The organism is Streptomyces sp. G-G2 (genome assembly GCF_030063135.1).
Classification (GTDB): Bacteria; Actinomycetota; Actinomycetes; order Streptomycetales; family Streptomycetaceae; genus Streptomyces.
The window spans coordinates 1-20,238 of the sequence record NZ_JASISO010000048.1 but is presented as its reverse complement, the minus strand read 5'-3'; the positions used below and the strand labels follow the sequence as shown (position 1 = coordinate 20,238).

The following is a 20,238-nucleotide window of genomic DNA, read 5'->3' as shown; positions in this document are numbered from 1 at the left end:
CTCACGATGGTGGGCGGCCGGACACTCCACACCGGCCTTCCACACCCCCCGGGAGAGACATGCGACGCGCACACGGCCCGACGTCCACGCACACCCAGCGGATCGCGCTGGCCCTGGCGGGCGCGACCGCCGTGCTCGGCATCGGCAGTCTCGCCTCGCCCGCCTCCGCGGCCACCGCGGACCCGGGCGCCGGGCCGGGCCACGGACAGGCGCAGACGCAGACGCGGCGGCAGGGCCCGGAGCTGTCGACGTTCACGGTGGCCTTCCCGGCCGCGCCCTACCGCACCCACAACATCGGGCGCGCCGTGGAGCTGATCAACGGCACGGTCGTCGCCCCCGGTGAGACCTGGAGCTTCAACCGCACCGTCGGCGAGCGGACCGAGGAGAACGGTTTCGTCGACGGGATCATGATCAACGACGGCCGGTACGTGAAGGCCGCGGGCGGTGGCGTGTCGACGGTCGCGACGACCATGTTCAACGCCATGTTCTTCGCGGGCCTGCGGCCGGTGGAGTACGGGTCCCACTCCTTCTACATCGAGCGCTACCCCGAGGGCCGCGAGGCCACCGTCGCCTGGGGCCTCCTCGACCTGCGATGGAAGAACGACTCGGGCCACCCGGTCGAGATCCGGGCGCAGTCCACCGGCACCTCGGTCACCATCACCCTGCTCGGCACGAAGAAGTACGACGAGATACGCGCCACGCAGGGCCCGCGCACCAAGATCGTCCCGCCGGGCAAGCGCACGGCCACCGGACCCACCTGCGAGGCGCAGACCCCGCTGGAGGGCTTCGACGTGTCCGTCGACCGCGTCTTCGTCCAGGGCGGCCACGAGGTCAAGCGGGAGACGTTCCGCACGCACTACACCCCGCGCGACGAGGTCACCTGCGTCCCGGAGCCCTCCCCGACCGGCGGCCCCACCGGCAGCCCTACCGCGACCCCGAACCCGAGTACGACCCCGAACCCGGGCGCGACCCCCGCCGCACCGGCTCCCTCGAACTCCTCGGCCCCGGCGGCGCGCTGATCCGACGCGGCCCGCGGGCCGGCCTGGACAACGGGGGCAGCGGGTGCGGCCCGGGCGGCGTGGGCGTTCCGCTCGGGGGCGAGGTTGCCCCGCGGGGCAGCGCGCGGCCGAAGCGGATCCTTTGTCATGGCTCCGGCCACGTAACCCCTTCGGCCCTTTTGCGAGGTATTTGACGCTTTTCACCGTGGCGGATGTCACACCGGAGAGCTGACTTCAGGTGACACCAGTCACTTCAAGTGGCGCATGTGACATGACCTCGGGGGCATGGGGCAGGCGGGGCTTCACGACCGCGGGCAGGCCGCGGTGCGGAAGCCGGAGGTACAGCGCAACGTGTCGGAGCAGCAGAGCATCCACACCGCCGGACGATGGCGGCCCTCGTCCACCGGAGCTACGCGGGAGATCCTCGATCCCGTCGACGCCACCGTCCTCGCAGTGGTCGCCGAGGGCACGGCGGCGGACGCTGACGCCGCGGTCGGCGCGGCCCGGGCGGCCTTCGACGGCGGCGAGTGGCCCTCGACCCCGGTGGCCGAGCGCGCCGCGCTGCTGCGCCGTACGGCCGATCTGCTCCAGCGCGACCGCGAACGGATCGCGCTGCTGGAGAGCCGGGACGCGGGCAAGACCCTCGAAGAGGGCCGGGTCGACGTGGACTGCGTCAGCGCGGCGTTCCGCTACTTCGCCGACCTGGTCGTGGGCGAGGGCGGCGGCCGGGTCGTGGACGCTGGGTCCCCGGACATCCACAGCGTGGTCGTCCACGAGCCGGTCGGGGTGTGCGCCCTGATCACCCCGTGGAACTACCCCCTGCTGCAAGCGAGCTGGAAGGTGGCCCCGGCCCTGGCCGCGGGGAACACCTTCGTGATCAAGCCGAGCGAGCTGACCCCGCTGACCACGGTCGTCCTCATCGAGCTGCTGCTGGAAGCGGGGCTGCCCACCGGGGTCGCCAACATCGTGACCGGCGCGGGAGATCCCGTGGGCGCCCGCCTCGCCGCCCATCCCGACGTCGACCTCGTGTCTTTCACCGGTGGCCTCACCAGCGGTACGAAGGTCGCGCACGCGGCCGCCGACACGGTCAAGAAGGTGGCGCTCGAACTCGGCGGCAAGAACCCCAACATCGTCTTCGCCGACGCCTGCGCCACCCCCGCCGGTTTCGACACCGCCGTCGACCAGGCCCTCAACGCCGCCTTCATCCACAGCGGTCAGGTCTGCTCCGCCGGGTCCCGGCTGATCGTCGAGGAGTCGGTGCGCGACCGGTTCGTCACCGAACTCGCCCGCCGCGCCGAGAAGATCCGCCTCGGCCGCGGCACCGACCCGGGCGTCGAGTGCGGCCCGCTGGTCTCCGCCGCGCAGCGCGAGCGCACCGAGGCGTACGTCGCCTCCGCCCTCGCTGACGGCGCCGTCCTGCGCGCCGGGGGCGAACGCCCGGAGGGGCCGGGGTACTTCTACCGGCCGACCGTGCTGGACCGCTGCGACCGCCGGATGCGCGTCGTCCGCGAGGAGGTCTTCGGGCCGGTCCTGACCGTGGAGACGTTCCTCACCGAGGACGAGGCCGTGGCGCTCGGCAACGACACGGAGTACGGGCTGGCGGGCGCGGTGTGGACGGCCGACCACGGCCGGGCCCGCCGGGTGGCCGGGCGGCTGCGCCACGGCACGGTCTGGATCAACGACTTCCACCCCTACCTGCCGCAGGCCGAGTGGGGCGGCTTCGGGAAGTCCGGCGTCGGACGCGAACTCGGACCGTCGGGCCTCGCCGAGTACCGCGAGACCAAGCACGTGTACCAGAACCTCGCGCCCCGTCCCGTCCGCTGGTTCGCGGGCTGAGAGGAGAACTCGTCATGACGACGCACACGCACACGCACACGGACGTGAACGCCGACACGAGCGCGGGCACGAGGACGGCCCCGGACGCGGACGGAGCCACGGCCACGGAGCACACCGGCCACGGCGCCGGGCCCGCCGTTCGGGAGTACGACTACGTCATCGTCGGCGGCGGCACCGCCGGTTCGGTGATCGCCTCCCGGCTGACCCAGGACCCGGACGTCACGGTCGCCGTCATCGAAGGCGGCCCGAGCGACGTCGACCGCCCCGACGTGCTCACCCTGCGACGGTGGATGGGACTCCTCGGCGGCGAGCTGGACTACGACTACCCCACCACCGAGCAGCCGCGCGGCAATTCACACATCCGGCACAGCCGCGCCCGCGTCCTCGGCGGTTGCTCCTCGCACAACACGCTGATCGCGTTCAAGCCGCTGCCGTCCGACTGGGACGAGTGGTCGGAGGCGGGCGCCGAGGGCTGGCACGCCGCCGCCATGGACCCGTACTTCGACAGGCTGCTCAACAACATCGTCCCCGTCGGGGAGGACGACCGCAACGCCATCGCCCGCGACTTCGTGAGCGCGGCCGAACACGCGCTGGGCGTGCCCCGGATCGAGGGCTTCAACGCCCAGCCGTTCCACGAGGGCGCCGGGTTCTTCGACCTCGCCTACCACCCCGAGACCAACAAGCGCTCCTCGGCGTCGGTGGCGTACCTCCACCCGGTGATGGACCGGCGGCCCAACCTCACCATCCTGCTGGAGACCTGGGCGTACCGGCTGGAGCTGGAGGGGACCCGGGCGCGCGGAGTGCGCGTACGGTCCGGGGACGGCGCCGAGTCGCTGGTACGGGCGCGCCGCGAGGTGGTCGTGTGCGCGGGCGCGGTGGACACCCCGCGCCTCCTGCTGCACTCCGGGATCGGCCCGCGCGAGCAGCTGACGGCGCTCGGCATCCCGCCCGTCCACGATCTGCCGGGCGTCGGCGAGAACCTCCTCGACCACCCCGAGTCGGTGATCGTGTGGGAGACGGAAGGTCCGATACCCGAGAACTCGGCGATGGACAGCGACGCCGGGCTGTTCGTGCGGCGCGACCCCCAATCCCCGGGCCCCGACCTGATGTTCCACTTCTACCAGATCCCCTTCACCGACAATCCGGAGCGCATCGGCTACGAACGCCCCGCGCACGGTGTGTCGTTGACCCCGAACATCCCCAAGCCGCGCAGCCGCGGCCGTCTGTACCTCACCAGCGCGGATCCCGAAGTGAAGCCCGCCCTCGACTTCCGGTACTTCACGGACGAGGAGGACCACGACGCGCGCACCCTGGTCGACGGCATCCGGATCGCCCGTGAGATCGCCGCGGCGCAGCCGCTGGCGGGCTGGCTGAAGCGGGAGGTGTGCCCCGGTCCGGAGGTCACCGGGGACGAGGAGCTGAGCGCGTACGCCCGTTCCGTCGCGCACACCGTCTACCACCCGGCGGGCACCTGCCGGATGGGGGCCGCCGACGACGCCGGGGCGGTCGTGGGGCCGGACCTGAAGGTACGCGGCCTCGACGGCATCCGGATCGCGGACGCGTCGGTCTTCCCGACGATGCCCGCGGTCAATCCGATGATCGGAGTGCTCATGGTCGGCGAGAAGGCCGCCGAGCTGCTGGGAGGCGCTGCACGATGAACACCGCTGATGACAAGGTTCCCGCCGGGCCGGCCCCGGACACCCGGCCGCCGGTCTTCGCCGTGGACGGCCTGTGGAAGGTGTTCGGCCCCCGGGCCGAGGCCGCCAAGGTCCCCGGCTCCGCGCACGCCGACCTGACCGCCGCGGAACTGCGCGAGCGGACCGGCTGCACCGCCGCCGTCCGGGACGTCGGCTTCGAGGTCCGCAGGGGCGAGTCCTTCGTGGTCATGGGCCTGTCCGGGTCCGGCAAGTCCACGCTCGTACGCTGTCTGACCCGGCTGATCGAGCCCACGGCCGGTTCCCTGGCCATCGACGGCGAGGACGTCCTGGCCATGGACCGGGCGCGGCTGCGGGAGCTGCGCCGGCACCGCGCCGCCATGGTCTTCCAGCACTTCGGCCTCCTGCCGCACCGTACGGTCCTGGACAACGTCGCCTACGGGCTGGAGATCCAGGGGATGGGCCGCGCCGAACGGCGAGCCAAGGCCGCCGAGATGACCGTCAAGGTCGGCCTCGAAGGCCTGGAGGAGCGTCGCCCGGGCGAGCTCTCCGGCGGCCAGCAGCAGCGCGTGGGCCTGGCCCGCGCCCTCGCCGCCGACCCCGAAGTCCTCCTGTTCGACGAGCCGTTCAGCGCGCTCGACCCGCTGATCCGGCGGGAGATGCAGGAGGAGGTGGCCCGCCTGCACCACGAGGAGGGCCGCACCATGGTCTTCATCACGCACGACCTGTCCGAGGCACTGCGCCTCGGTGACCGGATCGCCCTGATGCGTGACGGCCGGATCGTGCAGCTGGGCACCCCCGAGGAGATCGTCGGCTCCCCCGCCGACGACTACGTACGGGACTTCGTGCGGGACGTGCCGCGCGAGCAGGTGCTCACCGTGCGCAGCGCCATGCGCCCCGCGGCGGGCGACGAGGCCGAGCAGGGTGTGGCCCTCACCCCCTCGACCACGGTCGTGGCGGCCATCGAGGCGGTCGCCCGCAGCGGCGGTCCGGCCCGGGTCGTAGACCGGGGCCGCTGCCTGGGCGTGGTCGACGACGCGGCCCTGCTCGCCGTGGTCGCGGGCATCCCCTTCCCCCGGGCCGGGGAGGTGGCCGCGTGAGCGCCACGCCCGGAACCGCGCTCCAGGAGTCCCCGCGCCGTCCCGCCGACGCGGTGCGGTCCCCGGGCGATTCCGCTGACGATTCCTTTTCCAGACAGCCCCGTTCGCTCCCGTCCGTCCGTTCCGGTCGCAGGGTCCTGCCCCTCGCCGTCGGTGCGGCCGTACTGGTCGCGCTGGGTGTCCTGTTCCCCGGTTCTGGGAACTGGCCCGGCGCCCTGGCCGTCGACGTGTCGGCCCCGCTCGGCCGGGCCGGGGACTGGATCATCGACCACCGGGACAGCCACCCGCTGTTCCTCTACTTCTTCGGGCACGTCAGCAATGCCGTCGTGGTGTCCGTACGCGCCGTGTACGTGGTCCTGCTCGCCGCCGGGTGGACCGGGGTCACCGCGCTGGCCGGGCTGGTCGCCTGGCGCCTCGCGGGGGTCCGGCTCGCGCTGACCTCCATGGCCGCGTTCGCCGTGTGCGGGCTGCTCGGCATGTGGGTGCCCACCATGCAGACGCTGGCCCTGATGGTCGTGGCCGTCGCCGCCTCCGTCGTGGTCGGCGGCCTGCTCGGCCTCGCCGCCGGGCTCTCGCCGCGCACGGAGCGCGTCCTGCGGCCGGTGCTCGACACCATGCAGATCCTGCCCGCCTTCGCGTACCTGCTGCCGATGGTGCTCGTCTTCGGCATCGGGGTGCCCGCCGCCGTCCTCGCCACCGTCGTCTACGCCGCCCCGCCCATGGCCCGCCTCACCGCGCTGGGCCTGCGCGACGCCGACGCCGGGGTGCTGGAGGCCTCGGCCTCGCTCGGCGCGACCGGACGCCAGCAGCTGCTGACCGCCCGGCTCCCGCTGGCCCGTGGACCGATCCTGCTGGGCGTCAACCAGGCCATCATGACGGGCCTCTCGATGGCCGTCATCGCGTCCGTGATCGGCGCGGGCGGCCTCGGCGACCGGGTCTACCAGGCCCTGGCGTCCGTGGACGTCGGCGCGGCCCTCGCCGCGGGCATCCCGATCGTGCTGCTGGCCGTGATCCTGGACCGGACGGCCGACGCCGCCGGTGCCCGGCTCGGCGCCAGTGCCACCCCGGCCGCGGAACAGGGCTTCCTGCGGCGGGTGTTCGCGGGCTGGTACGGGCGGCTGCTCTGCCTCCTCGCGGCCGTCGCCGTGGCGGTCGCGGGCCGGATGCTGGGCACCGCGCAGTGGCCCGGCTCGTGGACGGTGTCCCTCGCGGCTCCCGTCAACCGCGCCGTCGCCTGGATGACCGACCACCTGTACTCCGGGGTGCCCGTCGTCGGCGGCACCGCCGACTGGGCCGCCCGCTTCACGGGCTGGCTCCTCGACCCGCTGCGCACCGGGCTCCAGTCCACCCCGTGGTGGCTGCTCCTGCTGCTGGTCGGCGCCATCGGCGTCGTGGTCGGCACCTGGCGCACGGCCCTCACCGCCGTCCTCGCCCTGGCCGCCATCGGTGTGCTGGGCGTGTGGGAGCCCGCGCTGGACACGCTCTCGCAGGTGCTCGCCGCCGTCGCGGTGACCCTCGTACTCGGCTTCGCGATCTCCGTCGGGGCCGCCCGCAGCGCCCGTGCCGAGCGGCTGCTGCGGCCCGTGCTGGACGTCTGCCAGACCATGCCGCAGTTCGTGTACCTGATCCCGGTCGTCGCCCTGTTCGGGGTCGGCCGCGCCCCGGCCGCGGCCGCCGCCGTCGTGTACGCGCTGCCCGCCGTCATCCGCATCACCACCCAGGGGCTGCGCGAGGTCGACCCCGCCGCTTTGGAGGCGGCCCGTTCCCTCGGTGCGACCGGGGCCCAGCAGCTGCGCCAGGTCCAACTACCGCTCGCCCGGCCCGCGTTGCTGCTGGCCGTCAACCAGGCCGTGGTCCTGGTGCTCGCCGTCGTCATCATCGGCGGGCTGGTCGGCGGTGGCGCCCTCGGCTACTCCGTCGTGCTCGGCCTCGCCCAGGGCGACCTGGCCACCGGCCTGGTGGCGGGCGCCGCGATCGTCTGCCTGGGCCTGATGCTCGACCGCGTCACCCAGCCCGCGAAGGAGGCCTGAGATGCCGTACGTCACCGCGGGACGCCCCCGCCGCCGGATCGCCGCCGCACTGGCCGCCGCGACCTCGCTGGCCGTGCTCACCGGCTGCGGGGCCGCCGACATGACCCGCCAGACCTCTCCCTACGCCGCCGCCCGGGGCGCGAAGACCGTCACGCTGTCCGTGCAGTCCTGGGTCGGCGCGCAGGCCAACACCGCCGTCGCCGGGTACCTGCTCGAACACGAGCTGGGCTACCGCGTGGACACCGTCCAGGTGGACGAGGTGCCCGCGTGGGACGCCCTCAGCCAGGGCCGCGTCGACGCGATCCTGGAGGACTGGGGCCACCCCGAGCAGCAGAAGCGGTACGTCGAGAACAAGAAGACCATCGTCGACGGCGGCGAGCTGGGCGTCACGGGCCACATCGGCTGGTTCGTGCCGACGTACTTCGCCCAGGAACATCCGGACGTCACCGACTGGAAGAACCTCGGCAAGTACACCGCTCAGCTGCGCACGCCCGAGAGCCGCGGCAAGGGCCAGCTGATGGACGGCTCCCCCTCGTACGTCACCAACGACAAGGCGCTGGTGAAGAACCTGGGGCTGGACCTGGAGGTGGTCTTCGCGGGCTCCGAGGCCGCGCAGATCACCCAGATCAAGCAGTTCGCGAAGGAGAAGAAGCCCTTCCTGACCTACTGGTACAAGCCCCAGTGGCTGTTCGAACGGGTCCCGATGACGGAGGTGAAACTGCCCGAGTACACCGAGGGCTGCGACGCCGACCCGGAGAAGGTGGCCTGCGCGTACCCGCACACCCCGCTGCGCAAGTACCTCAACGCGCGCTTCGCCGACGGGGGCGGAACGGCGGCCGGTTTCCTCAAGAAGTTCCACTGGACCGTCGAGGACCAGAACGAGGTCTCGCTGATGATCGCCGAGGAGAAGCTGTCCCCGGCGCAGGCGGCGCAGAAGTGGGTGGAGCGCCACGAGGACGTCTGGCGGCCCTGGATGAGCTGAGCCGCCCCGCCGGACCGCCCGCCTACGATCCCGCGTCCGCCCGGACGGCACCCCGGGCGGACGCCGGTGCGTGGAGCCGGGTGCCCGCGTACCCGGCGAGGTAGCCGCGCCGCAGGAGGCTCTCGGTGAGGCGGTCCAGTACCGCGGACGGCGCGTGGAGGACCGCCCCGCAGCGGGCCGTGCCACGGCGGCCGGTGACGGCCGTGCACAGGGTCCGTTCGCGCCGCACGTCGCTGAACACCACCGGCTGGCCGGGCACCGGGGTGTTCCGCCCGGTGGTGAGGGTGGCCGAGAGGCCCGTGACGGTCAGGGTCTGCGGGTGGGACTCTTGCCAAGCGGTGGCGGGCGCCGTCCGCAGCCGGGTCCTGGCGGGCGGGACGGCCAGACCGGTGGGCGTGTTGAGCCCGGTGAGCGCGACCGTGCTCTGCCCGCCGCCGTCCGGGGCGACGCGCACCACCCGGTTGTGGAAGGCGTCGGCGATGTACAGGGCGCCGCTCGCGTCGAGCGCCAGGCCCAGCGGATCGTTCAGCCCGGTCACGGGTACGTCGCGCTGGCCGGAGTCGTCGGCCGTGAGCCGCACCACCCGGTCGTGGCCGGTGTCGGAGACGTACAGCGGGGTGGTCGCGGACCCGGGTCCGGACGGTCCGGGGTCCGAGGCGGCCGCCGCGCCGGCGGGGCCGAGCCCGAACGCGCACAGGGCCAGCAGGACCAGCACGGAGACCGGCCCCCCTGCCGGTCCGCCCCGGCCTGAGGGTCGGGGGAGCTGCGGAACGGGGCACGGCGCACCTACCTGTCCTGGTCGTCCGGCCGCCTGGGCCGGGCTGTCTCTTCCGGATCGGGCCGGACGACATCCGGAAGGGACAGCCTGGGCCGCGGGACCGGCCGCTCTCCCGCGCCACGCCACGGCCCTCCCGGCTCGCACCCGGACGGCAGACCTACGGTCACCCCGCCGACCAGCCGTTCCGGCGCCCTCCTCGACCGTACGTCAGCGCGATCTGCACCCGTATGTGCCAAGTGACGCGTGCGTAGCGCACATCCCGTCGGTGACAGGCGTGACTGTCGCGGCACCCGGCGCTGGTGACACGGTGGTTCAGCCACCGACCGACCGAGGGAGTACGGGTGAACAAGGGGTACGCCGCCTTCTGCGACGCAGACCGCTGGTTCTACGACGCGCCGTACCGGCGGGTCGAGGAGAACTACCCGGCCGCGCTCGCCCCCGTTCCCGAGGGATGGCGCTCGCACCGCAGCGGCGACTGGTACGCCCTGCGGCCGATCGACAGCGAACTCCCCTCCCAGGGCTGGAAGATCCACGTGTCGGCCTGCCTGGACAACGCCGGGTCGGTGCTGGAGCGGGTGTACGACTACTGCGTGGCCCGGGACATCGCCTTCAAGTTCGTGCCGAGCCGCTACCTGCTCCACCTGCGCAACGCCAAGTACGCCGACCGTGCGGCCAGCGGCAAGTTCCTCACGGTGTACCCGGCCGACGAGGAGCAGTGCCGCGGCATCGCCGAGGACCTCGACGAGCTGCTGTCCGGCGAGCCCGGTCCGTACATCCTGAGCGATCTGCGCTGGGGCGCGGGCCCCGTCCACCTGCGGTACGGGAGCTTCACCCTGCGCCACTGCTACGACGAGCGCGGTGACCTGGTCCCGGCGGTCCAGGACCCGGAAGGCCGGCTCGTGCCCGACACGCGGGGGCCGGTGTTCCAGCCCCCGGAGTGGGTGGAGCTGCCGCCCTTCCTGAAGCCGCACCTCGAAGCGCGCTCGTCCGTCACCCTCGCCGACCTCCCCTACCGGGTCGAGCGGGCCCTGCACTTCTCCAACGGCGGCGGGGTCTACGCCGCCCGGGACATCCGGACCGGTGAGCCGGTCGTGCTCAAGGAGGCCCGGCCGTACGCGGGGCTCGCGGCCGACGGCGCGGACGCGGTGGCCCGGCTGCACCGGGAGCGGACCGCGCTGGAGCGGCTCGCCGGGCTGGACTGCGTACCGGCCGTGCGCGGCTCCTTCACGGTGGGCGACCACCACTTCCTGGTCCTCCAGTACCTGGAGGGCAAGCCGCTCAACACCTACTTCGCCCGCAGGCACCCGCTGATCGAGGCGGATCCGGGGCCCGCCGAACTCGCCGAGTACACCGAGTGGGCGCTGAAGATCCACGAGCGGGTGACCGAGGCCGTGGCCGCGGTGCACGCCCGCGGGGTGGTCTTCAATGATCTGCACCTGTTCAACATCATGGTCGACGAGGACTCCTCGGGTGAACCGTCCGTGGCCCTGCTGGACTTCGAGGCCGCCGCGCACGTCGACGAGGGGCTGCGGCAGACCGTCGCCAACCCCGCGTTCGTCGCCCCGGCCGGGCGCCGCGGGTTCGCTGTGGACCGGTACGCCCTCGCGTGCCTGCGGCTGGCCCTCTTCCTGCCACTGACCAGCCTGTTCGCGCTGGACCGGGCGAAGGCGGCGCATCTGGCGGCGATCGCCGCCGAGCAGTTCCCGGTACCGCGCCGGTTCCTGGACGAGGCCGTCGAGGAGATCCTGTCCGGCCCGGACGAGGACTCCGGGTCCGTCGCGGGCCGGATACCGGCCCCGGCCGGACCGTACCTGCCCGTCGCGCCCGGGGACTGGCCCGCGGCCCGGGACTCCATGACGGCGGCCCTGCGTGCCTCGGCGACGCCCGGCCGGACCGACCGGTTCTTCCCGGGCGACATCGCCCAGTTCGCCGCCGAGGGCGGTGGCGCCTGCTTCGGATACGGCGCGGCCGGGGTGCTCTACGCGCTGGCCGAGACCGGCGCCGATCCCTGGCCAGAGGCCGAGGAATGGCTGCTGGCGAAGGCGGCGGACCCCGGCTCCGGCACCCCGCTCGGCTTCTACGACGGCCTGGCGGGCACCGCCTGGACCCTGGACCGGCTCGGTCACCGGGATTCCGCGCTCGCCCTCGCCGAACGGCTGCTGGCCCAGCCCTGGCAGGACACGGGCCCGGATCTGTACAGCGGCCTGGCGGGCGTGGGGCTGGCCCTGGACGCGCTGGGTACGGCGACCGGCGAGAGCGAGCTGCACACGGCCGCGGTGCGCTGCGCCGAACTGGCCGCGCGGGCGGCGGCGGGGCTGACCCGCGCCGGGCTGCTGCACGGCGGTTCCGGTCCGGCCCTGCTGTTCCTGCGCCTGTTCGAACGCACCGGCGACCAGGAGTACCTGGACCTGGCCGGCCAAGCGCTGCACCGCGACCTCGACCGGTGCGTCACCAGCGCTTTCGGTACGCTCCAGGTGGACGAGGGGTGGCGCACGATGCCCTACCTCGGCGCCGGGAGCGTGGGCATCGGCATGGTGCTGGACGACTGGCTCGGGCACGGCTCCGAGCCGCGGTTCGAGCAGGCCCGGCTGGAGATCGTACGGGCCGCCCAGGCCACCTTCTACGCGCAGCCCGGACTGTTCCGCGGCGCTGCCGGGATGGTGCTCTACCTGGCGCGGACCACCACACCGGGGCCCGGCACCCGCGCCGGCGACCTCGCGCGCCAGATCGATGCCCTGGCCCGGCACGCGGTGCCCTACCAGGGCCATCTGGCCTTCCCCGGCGAGCAGTTGATGCGGCTGTCCATGGACCTGTCCACGGGCACCGCGGGAGCACTGCTCGCCCTCGGCAGCGCCGCGCCCGGCGGGCGCGCGCAGCTGCCGTTCCTCCCACCGCTGCGGCAGGCCGCGGCGGTCCCAGAGCCGGTCCCGTACCACGGGGCCGTGACCCATCGGAATGTTCCAGTGAAGAAGAGGAATCTGACATGACGCTTCTCGACCTGCAGTCGATGGAGACCACGAAGGAAGAGACCACCGAGGCCACCTACACCGGCGGTGGCAGCCGGGCCAGCCTGCTTCTCTGCGGGGACAGCAGCCTGAGCGTCACGACCTGCAACTAGGCAGGTGGCGGCGGGCCCGGGCGGTGTGACCGCCCGGGCCCGCACCGCGTTTTCCGGAACTTCCCCGCGCGCGTGCCGAGCGGGTGGCCCACCCGTACGACCTGGACCACCCGGACCACGCGGCCCACCTGGACCACCTGGACCACCTGGAGCCTTGCGGATGATCTCGACGGGGCCTTCCGAGGAGGCGGCGCTCGCCCGTGACGGCGACCGCGCCCTGAGGGCGGCGGCCCGGAACAGCGGTGGCCGCACCGCCGCCGTGGGCGCGTGCTCCATCGGGGCCGCCCTGGCTGCCCTCGCCGAACCCGCCGTGCTCGGCCACTGCCTCGACCTGCTGCTGCGCGGCGACCCGGCCGGGCCCGTCTGGACCCTCTGGTGCGCGGTGGTGATCGCGGCCGAAGTGCTGCTGGACGCCGCTGTGACGGGGCTGACCGGCCGGGTGAACGGCCGGTCCACCGCCTGGCTGCGCCGACTGGGCCTGGCCGCGCTGCTGGGGACCGCCCCGCACCACGCCGACCGGCACTCCCCCGGTGACCTGGCCGCACGGCTGACCGCCCACGCCACCGAGGCCGGGACCGTACCGGCTGCCGCCGCGGGCGGCGTCGCTTCTCTGCTGCCGCCCCTCGGGGGCCTGATCGCGCTCTTCGTCATCGACACCTGGACCGCGCTCGCCTTCGTCGCCGGACTCCCTCTACTGGCGGTGCTGTTGCGGTCGTTCGCCCGCGACTCGGGTGCCAGCGTGGCCCGTTACCAGCAGGTCCAGCTGGCGATGGCGGGGCGGCTCGTCGAGGCCCTCGCGGGGGCCCGGACCATCGCCGCCGCGGGCACCCTCGCCCGTGAACGCGCGCGGATCCTGCGCGAGTTGCCCGTCCTCGGCGCCGAGGGGCGGCTGATGTGGCGGGTCTACGGCGGGACCACGGCCCGCACCTCTGCCCTGATGCCGCTCCTGCTGTACGTGGTCCTCGGCGTGGGCGGCATGCGGCTCGCCTCGGGCGCGCTGGGGGTCGGCGCCCTGCTCGCCGCCGTCCGTTACGCCGGTCTCGCGGCCGGGGTCGGCGCCGTGACCGGGCGGCTCGCCGCCGTGGTGCGCGGGCGGGCCGCGGCGCGGCGGACCGCGGCCCTGTTCGGCCTGCCGCACATGGCGTACGGCGAGGAGGAGTTGCCGCCGGGCGGGCCCGGCACCCTCGAACTGCGCGGGGTCCGGGTGGAGCGCGCCGGGCGGACCGTCCTGGACGGCGTCGACCTGGTGGTGCCCGGCGGCAGCACGGCCGCCGTGGTGGGCCGGTCCGGGTCGGGCAAGACCCTGCTCGCCGCCGTGGCGGGGCGGCTCACCGACCCCGACGGGGGCCGGGTGCTGCTCGACGGGGTACCGCTGGACGCCCTGTCCGCGGCGGCCCTGCGCCGGGACGTCGGGCACGCCTTCGCCCGCCCCGTGCTGCCGGGGCGGAGCGTCGCCGACGCGATCTCCTTCGGCGCGGGCCCGGAACCGGGACGCGAGGAGGTAGGGGCCGCGGCGCGGGCCGCGGGGGCCGATCCCTTCGTCCGGCGGCTGCCCGAGGGGTACGACACCGCGCTCGCGGAAGCCCCGATGTCCGGCGGGGAGGTCCAACGCCTGGGCCTGGCGCGGGCGTTCGCGCACGCGGGGCGCCTGCTGGTGCTCGACGACGCGACCTCCAGCCTGGACACGCTCACGGCGCGCGAGGTCGAGCGGGCCCTGGCGGAGCGGGTCCGGCCCGGCACCCGGCTCGTCATCGCCCACCGCATCTCCTCGGCGGCCCGGGCCGACCTGGTCATCTGGCTGGAGGAGGGCCGTGTCCGCGCCACCGGGCCGCACGCCACCCTGTGGCAGGACCCCGCGTACCGGGCCGTCTTCGCCCCGCCCCCGGAGCACGCCCCGCGGGAGCAGGCCCCGCCGGAGCACGCCGCGCGGGAGCCGGAGAGCGCCGCGCGGGAGCCGGAGAGCGCCGCGCGGGAGCCGGAGAGCGCCGCGCGGGAGCGCCGGGCGGAGCCCGCGCCGGTCCGGGCGGCGGCGCACACGCCGCCCCGGGCGCCCGAGGCCGGGCCCGGCCCCAGCCCGGAGCCCGGGCCCCCCCGGGGCGCCGAGGCCGGGCGGGGGGCGTGGGGGCGGGTCGCGCGGGAGGGGCGCGCGTTCCTGCGGGGACGGGGCCGGGTGCTGGGCGCGCTCGGGCTGTGGTCCCTGCTGGAGGCGGCCCACACCTTCCTCGGGGGGTACGGGGTGGCCCGGGCGCTGGACGACGGGTTCCTCGCCGGGCGGACCGCCACCGGGGTCGCCTGGCTCGCGGCAGCGGGGGCCGGGGCGCTCCTCGGCGGGATCGCCCTGCGCGGCGTGTTCGCCGCGCTCGCGGACCTCGTCGAGCCCCTGCGCGACGGACTCGTGCGCCGGGCCGTGCGGGGCGCGCTCGGCGCGGCGGTGGCCGACCCCGCGCGCGCCGCCGACGCGGGCGCGGTGTCCCGGCTGACCCAGCAGACCGAGATGGCCCGGGACTCCTTCGCCGGGCTGGTCCTGACGGCCCGTTCGTTCGTGTTCACCGCCGCGGGCGCGCTGGTCGGCATGGCCGCGCTGGCGCCCGTACTGCTCCTGGTCGTGCTGCCGCCGCTGCTGCTCGGACTGGCCGCCTTCCTGGCCACGCTGCGCCCCATGGCCGCCCTGCAGCGGGACGCGCTGGACACGGACGAGGCCCTCGCGGGCCGGGTGGGCGAGGTGGCGGCCGGCCTGCGCGACATCGTCGCGTGCGGTGGCGGGGCGGCCGTGTCCGCCGGGGTCGAGCCGCTGATCGCCCGGCAGGAGAGCCTGACCGGGAGGCTCGCCCGGTGGGGGGCCGTTCGGACGCTGGCCCTCGGTGTGGCGGGCCGGGCGCCCGTCGTCGCCCTGCTCGCCGCCACGCCCTGGCTGCTCGCTCACGGGCTCACGGCGGGCGCGCTGGCCGGCGCCCTGACGTACCTGACGCAGTCGCTGCTGCCCTCGCTCGACACGCTCATGGCCGCCCTCGGCTCGGCGGGGACCCGGCTGCTGGTGGTGCTGGACCGGTTCTGCGGGGCGGGGCAGAGGGCACCCGACCCGGCGGAGCCCGCTCCGGCCCGGACACCGGCGCCGGAGGGTGCTCCCGCCGCCGAGCTCCGCGGTGTCCGCTTCGCGTACGGTCCGCACGCCCATCCCGTGCTGGACGGCCTCGACCTGGCCGTGCGGCCCGGCGAACACCTCGCCGTCGTGGGTCCCAGCGGCATCGGGAAGTCCACGCTCACCGCCCTGCTGGCGGGCCTGCTGCCACCCGGCCGGGGCACGGTCCTGGTGGCCGGCGCACCGGCCCTGACCGGGTCGGGCGGGGGCCAGGACACGCGCCGGACCCTGCTGCCGCAGCAGGCGTACGTGTTCACCGGGACCGTGCGCGAGAACCTGACCCACCTCAGCCCGGGCAGCGTGTCCGGAGCCCGGCTGGAGGACGCGGTCGCCGCCTTGGGGCTGGAGGGGCTCCTCGGACGGCTGGGCGGCCCGGACGCGGTCCTCGACCCGCTGCGGCTCTCCCAGGGGGAGCGGCAACTGCTGGCGCTGGCCGCGGCGTACCTCTCCCCCGCCCCGCTGCTCCTGCTCGACGAGGCCACCTGCCACCTCGACCCGGAGGCGGAGGAGCGGGCCGAGCGGGCCCTCGCCGCCCGCCCCGGCACCCTGGTCGTGGTGGCCCACCGGATCTCCTCGGCGGCCCGGGCCGACCGCGTCCTCGTACTCGACGGGAGCCGCGCGCTGTGCGGCACCCATGAGGAACTCCCGGCGCGGTCGGCCCTCTACCGGGACCTGGTGGGAATGTGGAGCGGGGACGGCGCGGTCACGTCCCGCTGAGGGCGCCGAGCCGCCCGGGGCCGCTCAGCGCGGCGCGGCTACACCCAACCCGCGCTGCGCGATATGCGTATCGCGTCGATGCGGTTGCGCGCTCCGGTCTTGCGGGTGACGGCCGCCATGTAGTTGCGGACGGTACCGCTGGCCAGGTGCAGGGCGCGCGCGATCTCGGCGATCGAATCGCCTTCCGCGGCGCGGGCGAGCACGCTCAGTTCGCGCGGGCTGAGCGGCACCGGATCGGCCTCCATGAACGCCGAGGCGAGCGAGGCGTCGATGAATCGTTCCCCGGCGGCGACCTTCCGTACGGCACGGACGAGCTGGCCGGGTGAGCCGTCCTTGTCGACGTAGCCGAGGGCCTTCGCCTGGAAGGCCCGGCCGAGGGTGCCGGGCGTCCCGGCCGTGGCCAGGACGAGCAGCGGGGTGGGCGGGTCGAGGAACCGCCGGTGCTGTCCGCCCTCCGCCGCGAGGAGCGCCGTCGCGCCCGGACAGTCGACGTCCACGACGGCCACGTCTGGTCGTAACGACTCGGTGCGGCGCGCCGCCGTCCGCCACCCGGCGGACGTGACGTCGAAATCCCCTTCGGATCTCAGCAGGGCGGCCAGGGCCGATCCGACGAGGCTGACGCTGTGCAGTACGAGGACCTTCGTCATCGGTAACTCTCCATACGTGGACGGGCGCGTGCGGGCATGGACGATTGCGGATCAGCACCATGCGGCTGCCCCCGTACCGGCCCGGCGGAACGTGTCCTCCGGGGGCGTGCGGGGGCGCATGGCCGTAAACGAGCGCCCGCCCGATGCCCCTGCACGCCGCAGTGCTGACCTGTCACCTCCACCCGCTCCCCGCACCCCGCCCACGCCCCCGCATCTGACCGGATCCCGACCCCCGTCCGCCCCGCCGACCGCCCCCGCCCCCGTACCCGGCGGCGGTCAGCGACGTCAGCGGGGCGTGGATCTCGGTGGCGCCGTCCTCCTGCCACCCCACCGGCTTGCCGGTCGTCTCCTCCGCTCGTGCCGGAGGCACGGCCCCGCGGTCCGCGGGGCGGTGCCCCGGTCAGCTGCCGCCGTCGTCCTCGGCCGGGGGCCCGGGGGCGGTCCTGGGCGCCTCGGCCGACGCGGGGTCCAGGATGCGGTTGAGGAAGTTCCTGGTGCGCTCCTGCCGGGGATCGCCGATCACTTGCGCCGCGGGTCCCTCTTCGACGATGACCCCGCCGTCCATGAACACCACCCGGTCGGCGACCTCGCGGGCGAAGCTCATCTCGTGGGTGACGACCATCATCGTCATGCCCTCGCCCGCCAGCACCCGCATCACCGACAGCACCTCACCGACGAGTTCGGGGTCGAGCGCCGAGGTCGGCTCGTCGAAGAGCATCACCTCCGGGCCCATCGACAGGGCCCTGGCGATCGCCACCCGTTGCTGCTGGCCGCCGGACAACTGGGCAGGGAACGCCGTTGACTTGTCGGCGAGGCCGACGCGTTCGAGGTTCTCCGCGGCGACGGCGACGGCCCGCGCCTTGTCCCGGCCCAGCACCCGGCGCTGGGGCAGCGCGAGGTTGTCCGTCACGTTGACGTGCGGGAAGAGGTTGAACTGCTGGAAGACCATGCCGATGCGGCGGCGTACGGCGTCGATGTCCACGTCGAGGTCGGTGACCTCCGTGCCGCCCACGAAGACCTGGCCCTCGCTCGGCTCCTCCAGCAGGTTCACACAGCGCAGCAGCGTCGATTTGCCCGAGCCGGACGGTCCGATGACGCACACCACCTCGCCCCGGGCGACCTCCAGGTCGATGCCGCGCAGGACGTGGTTGTCACCGAAGAACTTGTGCAGTCCACGGATCTCGATCTCCGGCCGGTCCGTGGTCATCGCGCCCACCGCTTCCGTTCCTTTGTGTCGTGGCATTCCGGATCTCTGGCATCCCGTCCCTCACGTGGCCTTCGCCGCGCGGGCCTCCAGGCGCCGCACCACGAAGCTCAGCGGCACGGTCACCAGGAGGTAGCACAGTCCCGCGACCAGGATCGGGGTGGAGTTGGCGGTCTGACTGGCCAGGTCCCGCCCGAACTTGGTCAGTTCCCGCTCCTGGAGGGTCACCCCGAGGAACAGGACGAGCGAGGAGTCCTTGAAGAGCAGGACCAGTTCGTTGGTGAGCGGCGGGATCACGATGCGGAAGGCCTGCGGGATGATCACCGAGACCATGGCCCGGGCGTGCGAGAAGCCCAGTGAACGGGCCGCCTCCATCTGCCCCTTGGGAACCGCCTGGATCCCGGCCCGAATCGTTTCCGCCATGTAGGCGGCGGCCACCAGGCCGAGGCCGAGCGCCACCTTGCCGTACGTACCGCCGGGGATCTCGGTGCCGGGGAACGCCAGCGGGACCGCCACGCCCACGAAGATGAAGATCAGCAGGGCGGGCAGACCCCGGAACAGCTCGATGTAGACACTGGCGACCCATCGGTACGGAGCCACCGAGGACAGCCGCATCATGGCGATGACCAGCCCGAGGACCAGGCCCAGGAGGAACCCGGACAGGGTGTAGACCACCGTGTTGCGCAGGGCGGTGGTGATGATCTCCGGGAAGAGCCGCAGGGCCAGGTCCTTCTGGGCGAACTGGTTCCGCAGGCGGTCCCAGTCGGCGTAGAAGCCGATCAGGACCAGTACGGCCGCGAAGAGCGCGTACTGGATGCCCCGCGAGACGCGGCGGCGCTGGCTGCGGGTCAGCCGAGAGGTCACTGAGCGGCCTGGGGCAGCGGGCCGATCCACTGCTCGTAGATCTTCTTGTAGGTGCCGTCGGCCTTGGCGTCGGTGATCGTCTTGTCGATCGCGGCCACGAGGGCGCTGTTGCCCTTCTTGACCGAGAAGCCGTACTGCTCACCGGTCTGGATGTTCTGCGCGAGGGTGAACTCGGCTGCGTTCTTGGAGTCCTTGAGCCAGCCCTGGACGACCGGGTAGTCGATGACGACGGCGTCGACCTGGCCGGTGCGCAGCCCGTTCAGCACCGCGTCCGAGCTCTCGAAGGCGACCGGGTCGAAGCCCTGGGACTTGGCGTAGCTCTCGCCGGTGGTCTCGGCCTGCGCGCCGAGCTTCTTCGACTTGGCCTTGAGGTCGGCGAGCGAGGTGACGCCGCTCTTCTTGGTGACGAGCAGGGCCTGGGTCGCGTCGAAGTAGGGGACGGAGAAGTCCACGTTCTTCTTGCGCTCGTCGGTGATCGTCATGCCCGCCGCGGCGAGGTCGCACTCACCGGAGTTCAGGAACGCGCCGGTCTTGAAGTTCTCGAAGGGCGTGTCGAGGATCTTCTGTTCGACCTTGAGCCTGCTCGCGACCAGGTCGACGAGGGCCACGTCGAAGCCGACGACCTTGCCGTCCTTCTCGAACTGGAACGGCGGGTAGGGCAGGTGGGTGCAGGTCGTCAGCTTGCCCTTCTCGACCACGGGCACGCCGCCCTCGGCCTTGCCCGGGCCGTCGCCCCCGGACGAGCAGCCCGCGGCGAGGAACACGCCCGCGGCGGCGGCCGTGGCGGCCGCGCCGAAGCGGAGGTGGTTGCGGCGACTGCGGTTTCCTCTGGCCGTCCGGAACACGGTTGTCCTCCACAGGTGCGGGGCGGGGCGGGGCACGGCGCGGTCTCGGGACGTGACCGGTCGCCGAGATCGTAAGCCACCGTCGGCGCGTGCCGAGGGATCTTCCGCGATGCGTTCCGGGGGGCGCCGGGGCGGATCCGGCCATGATCGCGGGACCCCGGGCCGCCGGTCCCCGCGACTGTCCCCCGCTTGGCGGCACGGCGCCGCGCCGGGGTGCCGGACGAGGGGTGACCGGTTATCGCCGTCGTGGTGGAGGTGCCTGACATGATCGACCCTCACATTACTTGCCAGTAGCACCACTTCTTTCGCATGTCCCCCTCCCCGT

Annotated in this window: 13 protein-coding genes and 1 pseudogene; 9 read left to right on the top strand and 5 right to left on the bottom strand. The window is 73.9% G+C overall.

Features of this window, described 5'->3' with window-relative positions:
- Window positions 1–239: 239 nt before the first annotated feature.
- From QMF80_RS30320 to QMF80_RS30295, 6 genes and pseudogenes are all read left to right on the top strand, one after another.
- Window positions 240–1,019, top strand: a pseudogene (locus QMF80_RS30320) (VanW family protein); the annotation flags it as partial.
- 330 nt (window positions 1,020–1,349) lie between these two features.
- The gene (locus tag QMF80_RS30315) at window positions 1,350–2,834 is read left to right on the top strand and encodes an aldehyde dehydrogenase family protein (RefSeq protein WP_283459092.1); all 1,485 of its coding nucleotides are present in this window, start codon (window positions 1,350–1,352) and stop codon (window positions 2,832–2,834) included.
- 14 nt (window positions 2,835–2,848) lie between these two features.
- The gene (locus QMF80_RS30310; protein WP_283459025.1) at window positions 2,849–4,492 is read left to right on the top strand and encodes a GMC family oxidoreductase; all 1,644 of its coding nucleotides are present in this window, start codon (window positions 2,849–2,851) and stop codon (window positions 4,490–4,492) included.
- Window positions 4,489–5,589: a quaternary amine ABC transporter ATP-binding protein gene (locus QMF80_RS30305; protein ID WP_283459023.1), complete on the top strand. Its 1,101-nt coding sequence runs from the start codon at window positions 4,489–4,491 to the stop codon at window positions 5,587–5,589. The genes QMF80_RS30310 and QMF80_RS30305 overlap by 4 nt, the downstream gene beginning before the upstream one ends.
- 137 nt (window positions 5,590–5,726) lie before the next feature.
- A complete protein-coding gene (locus tag QMF80_RS30300) occupies window positions 5,727–7,619 on the top strand; it encodes an ABC transporter permease subunit (protein WP_502962953.1) in 1,893 nt (630 codons plus the stop codon).
- 1 nt (window position 7,620) lies between these two features.
- On the top strand, window positions 7,621–8,601 hold the full coding sequence (locus QMF80_RS30295; protein WP_283459021.1) for an ABC transporter substrate-binding protein: 981 nt from the start codon (window positions 7,621–7,623) through the stop codon (window positions 8,599–8,601).
- Window positions 8,602–8,623: 22 nt separating this feature from the next.
- Here the strand turns inward: QMF80_RS30295 and QMF80_RS30290 are convergent, their stop codons facing one another.
- On the bottom strand, window positions 8,624–9,316 hold the full coding sequence (locus QMF80_RS30290) for an NHL repeat-containing protein (RefSeq protein ID WP_283459020.1): 693 nt from the start codon (window positions 9,314–9,316) through the stop codon (window positions 8,624–8,626).
- A 404-nt stretch (window positions 9,317–9,720) separates the two neighbouring features.
- Here QMF80_RS30290 and lanKC point away from each other — a divergent pair, with 404 nt between their 5' ends.
- The 3 genes from lanKC to QMF80_RS30275 all read left to right on the top strand — a co-directional run bounded on the left by lanKC (window position 9,721) and on the right by QMF80_RS30275 (window position 16,353).
- A complete protein-coding gene (gene lanKC, locus QMF80_RS30285) occupies window positions 9,721–12,366 on the top strand; it encodes a class III lanthionine synthetase LanKC (protein ID WP_283459018.1) in 2,646 nt (881 codons plus the stop codon).
- On the top strand, window positions 12,363–12,497 hold the full coding sequence (locus tag QMF80_RS30280; protein ID WP_283459016.1) for a SapB/AmfS family lanthipeptide: 135 nt from the start codon (window positions 12,363–12,365) through the stop codon (window positions 12,495–12,497). Before lanKC ends, QMF80_RS30280 begins: the two co-directional genes overlap by 4 nt.
- Window positions 12,498–12,657: 160 nt before the next feature.
- On the top strand, window positions 12,658–16,353 hold the full coding sequence (locus QMF80_RS30275) for an ATP-binding cassette domain-containing protein (protein ID WP_283459014.1): 3,696 nt from the start codon (window positions 12,658–12,660) through the stop codon (window positions 16,351–16,353).
- A gap of 38 nt (window positions 16,354–16,391) precedes the next feature.
- Here the strand turns inward: QMF80_RS30275 and QMF80_RS30270 are convergent, their stop codons facing one another.
- The 4 genes from QMF80_RS30270 to QMF80_RS30255 all read right to left on the bottom strand — a co-directional run bounded on the left by QMF80_RS30270 (window position 16,392) and on the right by QMF80_RS30255 (window position 19,913).
- Window positions 16,392–17,000, bottom strand: a complete 609-nt coding sequence (locus QMF80_RS30270) for a response regulator transcription factor (protein ID WP_283459012.1) — start codon at window positions 16,998–17,000, stop codon at window positions 16,392–16,394.
- Window positions 17,001–17,400: 400 nt separating this feature from the next.
- Window positions 17,401–18,207 carry an amino acid ABC transporter ATP-binding protein gene (locus QMF80_RS30265; RefSeq protein WP_283459088.1) on the bottom strand — a complete coding sequence of 269 codons (807 nt, stop codon included), beginning with the start codon at window positions 18,205–18,207 and terminating at the stop codon, window positions 17,401–17,403.
- A gap of 60 nt (window positions 18,208–18,267) precedes the next feature.
- A complete protein-coding gene (locus QMF80_RS30260) occupies window positions 18,268–19,068 on the bottom strand; it encodes an amino acid ABC transporter permease (RefSeq protein ID WP_283459010.1) in 801 nt (266 codons plus the stop codon).
- Entirely contained in the window at window positions 19,065–19,913 is an 849-nt protein-coding gene (locus QMF80_RS30255) for an ABC transporter substrate-binding protein (protein WP_283459008.1), read from the bottom strand. Before QMF80_RS30255 ends, QMF80_RS30260 begins: the two co-directional genes overlap by 4 nt.
- Window positions 19,914–20,238 lie beyond the last annotated feature (325 nt).